Origin of the sequence: Vibrio sp. nBUS_14, from assembly GCF_051201655.1 — a bacterium.
Classification (GTDB): domain Bacteria; phylum Pseudomonadota; class Gammaproteobacteria; order Enterobacterales; family Vibrionaceae; genus Vibrio.
The window spans coordinates 1,607,321-1,619,302 of record NZ_CP179206.1; the positions used below are offsets into that span (position 1 = coordinate 1,607,321).

The window sequence follows — 11,982 nt, forward strand, 5'->3', positions numbered from 1 at the left end:
TCAAGGTTAATGTGTCTTTCTCGTTAAGCGCATTGATACAGTCAAGAGCGGCTGTGATACGTCTCTTACCTTTGATAGCGGAGAACGCTGACATTAAGAAAAAAGTATTCAGGATGGTGGATAGGTTCATGGGGCTCGCCGGGTCATGTCTTTTCAGTTGATACTATGATCGCCGATCAAAATGAATCTGCCTACTTTTTCATGCCATCTACATGATTCTTCTATGCTAGTTGTGGGGAGCCCTCAGGGTTTAAGTCTTGAACAAATAGCTAAGTGGATTAATCCAATGATAAACGGGTGGATAATCTACTATGGCAGTTTCTGTCGTTCAAAGCTGTATCGAGTCTTCCGTAAGATAAACAAAGCGTTGATCTGGTGGGCAAGACGCAAATACAAAAAGCTGCAACGACGTAAAACGAGAGTGGGTATATTTATAGATAAAATTGCTGAAACTCACCGCTATCTTTTTGCTCACTGGCGAATAGGTATGAAAGGGTCGATGGCTTAATGGGAGCGTTATGAGTCAAGAGGCTCACGTACCGTTCTGCGAGGGGCTGCAGGGGATTCAGCGTCTAATATGGCTCGTTGTCGTCGCTTTGTGCAGAACTTATTTATAAAATCAGTGGGTAACTTGTCTGTACCAAGCGAAATGAACAAAGCCGCGTGGAATAAAGATTACAGGGAAAAAGTCTTTTTACATCAGATTAACAAAGTATATTCGCGCCCTTTGGCAAACGAAAGGGTCAAGATTTCAACCGTAAGCGCCCCATAAATCCCGCATTCTAATCGTCTAGCGCGAAGTATAAGTTCAAGACTCCGACCATGAGGAGACTTGAAATGGGAAACGACACACTCATCAAGAATGGTATACGCTGGATTGTGCGGTGTCATGTACTAGACTTAAAGTCATCGAATTAGATTAATGAAATTAAAGTAGCAAAAGGGCAGGACAACCGCATGAGTAGAAATTTTATGATCACTAAGCTTCCTCCTCGTCAATTTTATGGTGGTGGAGGATGTTAGTATTAATCCGTGTGCTCGAAAAACAAGCATATCAAAACAAAAAGAATCTCCGAAAAATAGTTTACGGTTAAGAAGATGTAAAAATTAACAATGATTCAACTCTTGGGCTCGTCCTGAGTTAAGGTTTATATGTATCTAACATTTTTTTTGAAAGTTATGTTTTTAACGATCCTTGCTATCAAATCTGTATATGCAGACAGCACTCCCCTTTTGAATAATGAAGCTTATGATAAGCAAATTGAGAATAAAATTAAAAAAAATGAAAACAAAGCAAAAAATAAACCCACAAAATTAAATGATTCTAACAATGTTACAAAATTTACTGGTGATATAGATTGTGATCGATATATACTTGATATTGATGTTATATCAATAAATCCTCTTGATGTGGAATTAAACAAAAAAGTTAATTTCGATAATGTTACTTCACAATATATTGAGCAGTGCTTATCTTCAAAAAATCTCATTAATATTCTAAACGAATTGAATAGCTATTTATTTTTAAATGGTTATGTTACTTCTTTTGTCACATTACCAAAACAAAACACCAACGATGGAGCTTTAAGATATGAGTCAATATATGGGAGGGTTGATAATGTATATATAAATGGACGTAATGATGCATTAAGAAATTTTTTACCAATTAAAAATGGTGATATACTGCAAGTCGCTTTTTTAGACCATACACGTGATATAATTAATAAAGGAATTGGCACCATAGCTCAGTTTTCGGTTGAACCATCGAATAAAGAACTATATAGTGACTTATATGTTTCTTTTGAAGAACCAGATTCAGTCTTTGACAGTGCTATTTCAATCGACAATTACGGCAATCTAAGTAACCCATATACGATTAATTTCACCAGTAAAATAAGTAATATTTTGGGTTTTGCTGATTTGTTTTATTTACGATTAACAAAGGATTTAAAAAGTGGTGAGGCGGAATTTGTTTCTAATATTTATGTTTCATATGTCCAGCCTTTCGGACGTATTGAGATGTCGACATTTTTTTCTGCTAGTGAGACTAGGTCGTTGTTAATAAACCAGGCATTCATAAACAGTTCATCTCAGACATATAACTTAAAGCTTGATTACTTACTCAACAGAGATAGTGACAGTATAACTAAAGCATACTTTAACGGCAGGCGATACAATTCAAAATCTTTTTTGAATGATATTGAGTTAGAAAGCAGTAGAAGAAATACTTTAAGATTAACTTTTGGTCTCTATCATATATTATTCCTAGAGGACGGTTGGTTTGACCTAGACTTTTCTTTAAGTAAAGGTACTTCTTTATTTGGATCTCAAGAAAAACTATATTCTTCAACTGTATCTAATGATTCTGAAAGTGAAAAGTTTAGTGCTAAATATCTGAGTTTTAACTTTTCATATAATAAATTAAATAGCTTTAGTGGGTTGGATTTATCTTTTAATTTTAGTCTAAATTCTCAGATAAGTTCTGAGTTGCTATTAAGTCAAGAAAGATTTGGTTTTGGTGGGCCATTTACTGTTCGAGGTATCAACAACAATCAATATGTTTCTGGTGATTCTGGGTTTTACTTAAATTCGAATCTATATTTAGATAATTTCTCGTATGTCAAACCATTTGTAGGATTTGATTATGGAACAATATGGAATAATGATGATTTTATAAGGCAAAAAAAAGAAAGCCGCTCTAGTGTGTCTTTTGGTCTAGATTTAAGCTATACGAAAGTTACATCTTCACTAACTCTTAGTTTCCCTCTTGATTTTGTTGATGATAATTTCAATGCTGCTGATGATCTGATTAGTTATGTTAATTTATCGTATAAATTCTAGTTTTTATCCAGGGCTACCGGCCAAGGCGGGATTCCACTTTGAATAAATATTAGCCAAAAATATTTTTGAGCGATTTTCACCAGACCAACCTGACTTTCTACGTTTGGCAGCCTTTGTTGCGTAATTAAATTTAAAGATAGAACTACCCCGTTTCGCGTATTTCTTAATCAATACGACAAGTTTCAGGCATACCTAACCCAGTAAGCTTGTTCAACGCTTTTATCATCGCGTAAGTTTCACCCACCTGTGCATTGTAATTTCTTAAGCTCAATCGTCCTCCTAGCAACTGTTTAACTCGATACATCGCTGTTTCTGACAATGAACGTTTGTGGTATCCATACCGCTCTTTCCAATACTTATTTGAGCCGTATAATTTCTGGCAACCCACGGCGAGGTTTCGAGGGTGACCACGTTCCCAGAATGCTGCCCCTTCTCTTGGGGGAATAAGCGCAATGGCTCCCTTAATCTTAATAACAGCGTGACACGCTCTCGTGTCGTAAGCGCCATCACCAGACACCTCAAGGATACTTCGGCGTGTTTGTTTCAGTAAGTTCGGGAGTGCTTCACCATCTGTAACCGTCGATAAATTTAGCTCGGCGGCAATGATCTCATGAGTGTTCATATTTCGGAGCTATCCGACCGCCTATTTCGGTTTTAATCGACCACCAAATCCGTTTTTAACCGACCACTCATTTCGGTTTTAATCATCCACTTTTCGGTGTGTTTCCGAAATCGATGGTCGATTTACCGAAATAAACCTCTTTTCTCTTTTAAATCAATAGGTTTAACCTGAGTCTTTCATGTTGAGAGCACTAAGGATAAATCATGCCGAAAAAGAGAATGCCAATGAATAAAATTAAGGAAATATTACGCCTCCGATACGAGTGCAATCTTTCTAATCGACAGATCGCCGCTTGCCTCAATATTGCTCATTCCACTGTATCCCAGCATCTATCCCGATTTAAATCCAGTGGCCTCACGTGGCCACTGGAAGAGACTCATCATGAAAATCAAGTCACCCAAGCTTTGTTTGATGGTCGCTCATCTTCTCAGCATAAAGTGATGCCTGATTTCACTCTCTGCTACTTAGAATTGAAGCGTAAAGGGATGACTAAAGCTTTGCTTTGGGAAGAGTATTGTCATCAGCATCAAGACAAAGCCTATGGCTATACACAGTTCTGCGAACTGTATAGACGTTGGCTAAAGACACAAAAACGCAGTATGCGCCAACTTCACCATGCTGGTGACAAGCTCTTCATTGACTACTGTGGCCCAACGATCCCTGTTGTGAATCCAGATACAGGAGAATGCAGACATGCTCAGGTATTTGTCGCCACTTTAGGGGCGTCAAATTACACCTATGTCGAGGCGAGTGAGAGCCAAGGGCTTGAACACTTCCTCATGGCTCATGTGAATACCTTTAATCACTTTGGTGGTGCTCCGAATCTACTTGTACCTGATAATCTGAAATCTGCTATAACGAAAGCAGACCGTCATAGCCCTATCCTCAATGAGAGCTACCGAAAACTGGCACAACATTACGGCGTTGCTGTGATGCCAGCCAGGCCCTACAAGCCTAAAGATAAAGCCAAAGCTGAGAACGCAGTTCTCATCGTAGAGCGCTGGATAATGATGCGCCTTCGCCACCAAGTGTTCTATACAATGGCTGAGCTGAACCTGGCTATCCGAAAGCTGATGCATGACTTAAACCAACGAGAGATGAAGCAGCTTGGTGTCAATCGACATGACTTGTTCAACAAAGTTGACCGTCCAGCGTTAAAACCACTGCCATCGCAACCATATGTGTATATCGAAACTAAACGAGCAACCGTCTCCCCTGATTATCACATTCAATATAAAAAGCACTTCTACTCTGTGCCGCACCAACTTGTTGGGCAACAAGTTGAGCTTGAAGCAACGCATCAAATAATACGTATCTACCACAAAGGGAGCATTGTTGCTCACCACTGCACAAGCCAAAAAGAATATGGTCTCTCTACCGTTTACGAGCATATGCCAAGCAACCATCAATACCAATCATGGACACCCGAGCGTTTTATCCGTTGGGGAAAATCTATTGGGCCAGCCACAGGTGAACTGACTCAGATGTTGCTCAAACGCCCAGAGCATGAAGCATTGGCCTTTAGAAGTTGCTTTGGGTTACTAAGTCTTGCCAAAAAGCACTCAGACGCACGGTTAGAACAAGCTTGCCGAGATGCCTTAGTGACAGAGAAGCCATACCTTGGCTTCGTCAAAAACTTATTGAAGAACCATCGTGAAGGCACTCTCTCTCAGCCTTCCACTGATACACCAAACCTTAAACACACTAATGTTCGTGGTTCCAACTACTACCACTAGGAGAAACAATATGGACGCAATAATCCAACAGTTAAAATCACTACGCCTAAGTCATGCTTCTGATGCACTGGAACAGCAAAGAATACACCCCGCGACCTATGCTGAACTTGGCTTTGAAGAAAGGTTAGGACTCATCCTTGATCATGAGATAGTGAACCGAGATCAAACCAAAATCCAACGACTTAAACGGCAAGCCAAGCTGCGCCTAAGCGCTAGCGGTAATCAACTGGACTACCGCCCAGAACGAGGCTTAAAAAGAGCAATGATGGGAGAGTTATTATCAGGCACTTATTTACAAAAGCGACAGAATGTCCTGATTACAGGTGCAACAGGTGCAGGTAAAACCTATGTTGCTTGTGCGCTCGCCGAGCAGGCGTGTGAGCAACACTGCCCAAGTCGTTATTATCGCCTAAATCGTTTACTTGATGACCTGAGTAGTAGCCGCCTTGATGGCAGCTATCAAAAGCTACTACTGAGCTTGTCTAAGAAAAAACTGTTGGTTATCGATGACTGGGGAATGGAAAAACTCAGCCAAGAGCATGCAAGTAATCTTCTCGAAGTGCTAGAAGATAGATACCAAGAGTGCAGTACGATCATTATCAGCCAACTACCTGTAAAAGAATGGCACGAGATGATCGACAACTCGACGATCGCTGATGCGATCTTAGATAGGTTGGTTCATCAAAGTCATAGAATCGAGTTACGAGGGGAATCAATGAGAAAACTGGCTTAAATCGACCACTTGGAGTAAAACTAAGGAAGAGAAAAGAGAGGCTTAAAAAGGTGGTCGATTAAAAACGAAACTAGGGGTCACATCAGCCGAAATACGCAAGTGTTGGTATCGACGGCAATATGAAGCTTTCGCCAGACTCTACGCTTGCCATCCGTACCGTGTTTTTTGACTTTCCATTCACCTTCGCCATAAACCTTAAGGCCAGTTGCATCAATGGCTAGGTGTTGTATCGCTCCTCTCGTTTTAGTGTAAGCGTCTACGAACCGACTCATTGACTTTCTAATATCTACGCAGATACCGCCAACTAAGGCGGTATCTGTCATTCTGAGCGGTATTCTGTAGGGGCGGACTATTCCGTCTTTGGCATGTTCCAAGGTAGAAGATGACCATGGTCATCCTCACTCTTCAGTTTCGGGATTTCTCGTAACACGTATTCGAGGTACTCATACGGCTCACAGTCGTTAGCCTTCGCGGTTTCGATAAGACTGTACAACACTGCACTGGCGCGGGCTCCATTATGAGTCTTTGAGAACAACCAGTTGTTCCGTCCTACCGTGAACGGACGTACTGAACGTTCCGCTCGGTTATTATCCATGCTTAACCGGCCATCATCGATAACTCTTACTAGCTTCGACCATTGATTGAGACTGTAGCTAATCGCCTCACCCAATTTACTTTTAGGGGGCACCTGAGTGACCGATTTATCTAACCACGCCTTGAATTCATTGAGCAGAGACTGAGTCTTTGACTGGCGGGTAACATATCGCTCTTCCCTCGTCTTATCTTTGAGTGCTTGTTCAACACGATAGAGCTTTTGGAACCAACTCACTGCCCACTGGATTTTACCCCCTTTTCCTTGCTTGCCTTTTGGTTGGCTCTGCTCTGCCTCTATGAACTTACGTCTTGCATGGTAAGCGTTCACCAGGATAGTTTGATTGTAAACGTTCACCAAGATAGTTTCATTTATTAAAAAGGACGGGTACGCCTTAAAGATTAAAGACGTTTGGGTACGGTTTCTTCTCAACGACTGACGTGATGATTTCACTCAACACTGACATTGCTGATAGACCGCGCTTTTTGCAGGTTTCGATAAGTGTATGGATACGGCTACGGAATTTATCGCCTGCATCCGAGGTCGTTCCGAAGCTGATTTTCCTTTGAATGACAAAACCTCTAATACATCGCTCAGCTTCATTATTGGTTAAGGGGATCGACGTTTTCTTGAGGAAAACCCACAAGCTCTCTCTATGTTTGAGCAGTAACTTGCATCGCCCTCGATACCGCTTGACCATCACACCTGTCCCTTTGCTCAACCAATGGTCGAACGATTTTTTTAGCCTGTGCATTCGCCGCAAGTACCGTGAATAATCCAATTCACCTTGCTCGTAACGATGTCGAGTATGGAAAATGGCGTTCGTCAGCAAACATAGATGTTTGCCAATATAAGCAGTATGGCCACCGCCACTATAAACCGCCATTTGTTGAAGGTTGCGTTTCACATGTGCCCAACATAGCTGATGACGGTCTGCGGCTATCCAGTTATAGCTTGGGCACTGGTCGCTCACCACAATGCCGGCATAGTCTTCATCAATGACCTTTTTCGCTGAGGAGGTCGATCGAGAATACAATATTTGTTCATAGACAAGGTCATCACTGGCCACTAACCAACACCAACGAAGGCTTTGCTCATCATTCCTATGATGAGAGGTTTCGTCGGTATGAACCAAAGGGGCTTTCTTTAACGCTTGTTTTATCGCTTGATGCAATGGAGTCAACATTTAAGCGACTTTGGTTTGCGCTTCGCTAATCGCACCGACCGAAAAGGTTGTGCCAAGCTGCTCTTTGAGCAGTGATTGGATTTTTCGAACGCTGAGATGATATTGTCCCGCAAGCACGCCAATGTAGCTGAGTAAATTGGGACCGATAATACCTTGTGATGCATTGTCGGGCTTTCGAGCATTCACTGTTTCTTTACAGTGGCGGCATTGACCTGAAAATAAACGGTATTCAGTGATATCGACAGTGGGTTTTGGAATATCGAAGACCTGATGACGGTAGTAAGGACCACCTTGAATATCGATATCTGACTGGGCACAGCAAGGGCACACTTCAGGAAAACAATCGATAACTACATCCGTTGCTTTCAGTCGTGAGAGTTTTCGTTGATGCCCTGTGTGGCCTTCTTTAGCTCCTCTCGAATTGCGACCACCAGAGCTTTGATCTTTTTTCGCTCATGCTTGTCCTTAGGGTTGTCAGACGAAGGTGGTTTCGAGGAATTTTTGGAGTTAGTTGCTTGTTTATCTGTAAGGTGGCGCAACTGTTCCCACAGCTCTTCAATCAGTGCGTTTGCTTCATTAAGGTCAGAGGCTACGGGTGGTTCCTCTTGAAATTTAGGGGCTTTCTTTCTGCTCATAACAAACAGGATGAAGCACTGGAATGATCACTCAATAGTAAAAAGTGGATCAAGTGCTGAGTGTCACACTTTTTCTGTCAATAGGGCTTGGTGAACACTTACGACTGACAACACGAGCAGGTTTTTTCTGATTCTGGTATGTCCACCACGACTCGCTCTCGTGGCAGGTCTTCGGGAAGCTTTGGGCGACCACGACGTTTTGTCTCGGATGAAGTGTTTTCCGCTTCCGAAGCGTCATCATTCGGATTATCGGATGCTTCCTCTTCACCTGTCGTATCGGCATGAGTCTTGGCCTCATTGAACTCTAAGTCCTGAGGGGGCAGGGTTTCATTAGGCTTGCGCCCTAAATGCTGCTCAATTGTTTGGATATTTAGTCTTCGCCCAAAACACTTAATTTACTTTTGATGAAGTCTTTGTGGTCAACATAGAGTAGTTCTGCGGTTTTTCGGATCACTGAATCTTCAAGTGGGTCAATCTCTCCATCGGCATGCGCGACTTCCCACATAGCTTTGATCAAGTCTATGCGAACTGGCTGAGAAAGTTCTCGCAGTTGAGAAGTGAAGTCGTACAGAGAAACAAATTGTTCAACTTGAGGTTCAGCTTGTGCCAATAAGGCTTTTGATTCTTCTTCGGTTATGTTCAACAAACGTTGAAGCAAGTGAAGCTTGGCTTCTTGTTCTGAATCATTGATCGCGTGGTCTGCACCAGTGACTTCACATAACAAGCTGGCGATAGCTAAGTTAGGTGAGGCGGTGGGCGTTTTGCCTAAATCAGAGCCTTCAACTAATTGTTTAAATAACGAGGTAAGTGAGTTAAACATAAAAGCGTTCCAGTTATGGTAAATATAATTACTATTGGGCCTACAGAGTGTGATTGCAAGCGTCTTTACTTAAAACTGACATTACGGATGCGCGAGCGATAAGGAGCAATTTATTAATTAGGCTCAGGAAAATGCGTGACTTTTCCATCACCACTTAACGTCATAATCGCTTGTGGTTTCCCGTCGCTATCTAACCTTAACTCACCAATGGCACTGAGGTTTGAAAGACGATAAAAGGTCTGATTATCAGGGCTACGCTTTTCGATTTTTAGGCGCTTTCGCTTGGTGAAATAGTTAAGAACTGAGCGCGGGCTATACAATAATCGGTCACACACATCGCAGAATTTAAGCAATGGTGCAGGGAACTGATTTTTGATACCACTACAAGTAATCTGGTAGATATTCGGGCTGTTTCGGCGATACCTAAGCTTGATGTCGTAGGCAAACGAGTAGTGAACATCACCAGAAAGCACCACGAAGTTGGTGGGCGTTTTGGTGTGGGTAAAGATACTGATGAGCGTGTTAGCACTGCCTGGGTGTGCCATCCAGTTTTCAGCATCAATCATCAATGGCTTACCTATTGTCGTCGCCATCTTTTGTAGTGTTTCAATGAACTTAACACCGAACATTGGCGCAGCAGAAACAATCACCACCTTTTCTTGGTTAATCAATTGATGCTGAAATTCGGTCAGCGCTTCCCAGTCCATCAAACCCGATGGCTTGTTCATTCGTGATTCAGAACGCCAACGACGTGTCCGAGTGTCCAGCACAATCACTTTTGGTGACGTGTTGATGGTGTAATGCCACTCTTCAAAGCGATCGATCATCTCTAAGTATTGTTGCTGCTTTTGGGGATCGATATTCTTACTGCGATCGCCGTGGTTTTTGCCATTCTTTTCGACATAACTTTCGCTATCGCTTTCGACGTGGCTTTCGCTTTCGTTACTGCTAATCACTGGAGAGAAAAGCTGTTTGGTCTGCTCAATAAATTCACGGCTGAACTTCTCTGGCGCATTACCCCAGCCTTGGCAAATCCAATAAGCAGCAAGGCCGTTACCAATCACTTGAGTCGCAAAGCGATTTTGATCGACGGCATGTTCCCAACCGACTGTTAAGTTCCAATCATCAGTGACATCGTGGTCATCGAAGATCATGTAAGTCGGAATATGAGCGAACAATCGTTGCACTTGTGGTAAGCCTGCGACGAAGTCATCAATGATAATGCTCTCATCTCGCCACTGTTGTTGCTCGGCAGGCGTTAATTGACGTTCGGCCTGCTTGAAATCATTTTCGATTAATCGTTCACGGTTGATGCATTGCCACAAGGCCGGAGACCAAACCAATAGGTACATCGCGATGAATTCAGACAAGGTGACCAAGTGGTTCTCACAATCAGTTGAGCTGAAGATAGGAATCCCGCGTTTAGGCAATAACTTATCGAGCAGCGAATCCGAAGTGTTGTGGTGTGGCAGTAGGTGATGGCGTTGGTAGAGGTGATATTCACTCTCAAACAAGGCATTACTACTATTGATTTGGTTAACCTGTGAATCGGTTGGTAACTCTTCACCAATCAGACCAAGCAACTGAATCACTTGCTGAATGGCATCCAACGTTGGACCTGCAACGTGATCAGCGTAGATCTGATCGCCACTCATCATCAGCATATCTGGTCGTTCAAGTACCGTTTGATTTGCGATTTTGTTGTCTGCAGCGACTAGGCTGTCTTTGCTCGGGTGATGAGGGTTACGACAAGATCCATGCAAGATGTAGTCGGCAGCTGTAGATATCTTAAATTCGATTCGAGAACTGTCGTTGTTGGTTCGCGTGTCCTTATAAACCAAATGCGGTGCCAGCTCAGTGATTGAACCTTGCTCGGTCTCTATTTGATATTCCAACGGAACGTTGGTGGGGAACTCGCCCAGTAAATGAATCAAGGTGACCCAAGCGTATGTGCCGACCTGTATCGACTCTTGCTCATCGAGTGATGACGAATAAAATGGCGTCTCTTGCTCTGCATTGAATAGTTGAGTTGTGCCCGAAATCTGGGTGCTGGTGACGACCCAGAGTACCACCTCAGTTGCGGTGGTTTTTCTTAAAATTGGGCCAGCAAGCAATAGGGGGAGAGGTGATGTCGTCGAGCGTTTCAATGCGGTTCCTAAATCGTTGGAGGTGAGTCGTTGAGTTGTTTCGTTTCAAGAGCGGAGATTTCGATTTCTGGTGTTTAAGTTTCGTTAGTTTTGCAAGCCGATGTTACCGGTACTGTAATATCAAATTCATTTTTTCGTACTTTGTCGTTTTATGCTCTGCAGCTTTCTGCTCCGTTACCTAAGACTCAGCCATTTCAGTTTCTGTCGTCTCAAGAACTTCGATAACTTCTGAGCTAGAAAGTTCATGACCCATTAGAAATATTGCCAATAGGGCATCGGCTTTAGTCTTAGTATCGGAGGGTTCGCCTAACAAGTGTTCAAGCTTTTCTCTAATCATAGCAACCTCGTGCTCAACAAAGCCACGGCCTTCTTCGTCCCCTTGGTTTTCTTCAGGGGCATTATCAAACTCCATAAACAGCAGCTCACCGTCTAACTTTGTATTGACTAATCGCTCTGGCAACCATTCCTCGCCCACAACGATATCTGGGTCGGAATCATTGGGTAATTGCTCTATAATGTTTTGTAATTCTGAGACTTTCACAATACGTTCATTTAACCGAGAATATTCTACATTGTAACGGCCTATCCCGATCAAACCTAAAATTTGTTGGCTACATTGGTCAATAAATGTCTATTCAGTAACACAATATTTATTACAAAGAGTAATTAC

The 11,982-nt window shown here is 42.5% G+C and carries 6 protein-coding genes and 7 pseudogenes; 5 read left to right on the top strand and 8 right to left on the bottom strand.

Annotated features, from left to right (window positions below):
* Positions 1–286: 286 nt before the first annotated feature.
* The 3 genes and pseudogenes from ACMAZD_RS07505 to ACMAZD_RS07515 all read left to right on the top strand — a co-directional run bounded on the left by ACMAZD_RS07505 (position 287) and on the right by ACMAZD_RS07515 (position 2,841).
* On the top strand, positions 287–508 hold the full coding sequence (locus tag ACMAZD_RS07505; RefSeq protein ID WP_435249140.1) for a group II intron maturase-specific domain-containing protein: 222 nt from the start codon (positions 287–289) through the stop codon (positions 506–508).
* Positions 509–556: 48 nt separating this feature from the next.
* A pseudogene (locus ACMAZD_RS07510) lies at positions 557–708 on the top strand (ISAs1 family transposase); the annotation flags it as partial.
* Positions 709–1,179: 471 nt separating this feature from the next.
* Positions 1,180–2,841 carry a ShlB/FhaC/HecB family hemolysin secretion/activation protein gene (locus ACMAZD_RS07515; protein WP_435249141.1) on the top strand — a complete coding sequence of 554 codons (1,662 nt, stop codon included), beginning with the start codon at positions 1,180–1,182 and terminating at the stop codon, positions 2,839–2,841.
* A gap of 163 nt (positions 2,842–3,004) precedes the next feature.
* Here the strand turns inward: ACMAZD_RS07515 and ACMAZD_RS07520 are convergent.
* Positions 3,005–3,460 (bottom strand): annotated as a pseudogene (locus ACMAZD_RS07520) (IS5 family transposase); the annotation flags it as partial.
* Between the two features lie 206 nt (positions 3,461–3,666).
* Between ACMAZD_RS07520 and istA the strand changes: the two are divergent.
* Positions 3,667–5,199, top strand: coding sequence for an IS21 family transposase (gene istA / locus ACMAZD_RS07525; protein WP_435247818.1), 1,533 nt, complete (start codon positions 3,667–3,669; stop codon positions 5,197–5,199).
* A 10-nt stretch (positions 5,200–5,209) separates the two neighbouring features.
* A complete protein-coding gene (gene istB / locus ACMAZD_RS07530; protein ID WP_286291966.1) occupies positions 5,210–5,932 on the top strand; it encodes an IS21-like element helper ATPase IstB in 723 nt (240 codons plus the stop codon).
* Positions 5,933–6,030: 98 nt separating this feature from the next.
* Here the strand turns inward: istB and ACMAZD_RS07535 are convergent.
* The 7 genes and pseudogenes from ACMAZD_RS07535 to ACMAZD_RS07565 all read right to left on the bottom strand — a co-directional run.
* Positions 6,031–6,180: pseudogene (locus tag ACMAZD_RS07535) on the bottom strand (transposase); the annotation flags it as partial.
* Positions 6,181–6,281: 101 nt separating this feature from the next.
* Positions 6,282–6,842: pseudogene (locus ACMAZD_RS07540) on the bottom strand (IS66 family transposase); the annotation flags it as partial.
* A 76-nt stretch (positions 6,843–6,918) separates the two neighbouring features.
* Positions 6,919–8,345, bottom strand: a pseudogene (tnpC, locus tag ACMAZD_RS07545) (IS66 family transposase).
* Between the two features lie 101 nt (positions 8,346–8,446).
* Positions 8,447–8,677 (bottom strand): annotated as a pseudogene (locus ACMAZD_RS07550) (IS66 family transposase); the annotation flags it as partial.
* A gap of 38 nt (positions 8,678–8,715) precedes the next feature.
* Entirely contained in the window at positions 8,716–9,165 is a 450-nt protein-coding gene (locus tag ACMAZD_RS07555) for a TerB family tellurite resistance protein (protein WP_435249142.1), read from the bottom strand.
* A gap of 113 nt (positions 9,166–9,278) precedes the next feature.
* Complete coding sequence (locus ACMAZD_RS07560) at positions 9,279–11,312, bottom strand: alkaline phosphatase family protein (RefSeq protein ID WP_435249143.1); 2,034 nt, start codon at positions 11,310–11,312, stop codon at positions 9,279–9,281.
* Between the two features lie 181 nt (positions 11,313–11,493).
* Positions 11,494–11,907, bottom strand: a pseudogene (locus tag ACMAZD_RS07565) (hypothetical protein); the annotation flags it as partial.
* Positions 11,908–11,982: the final 75 nt, after the last annotated feature.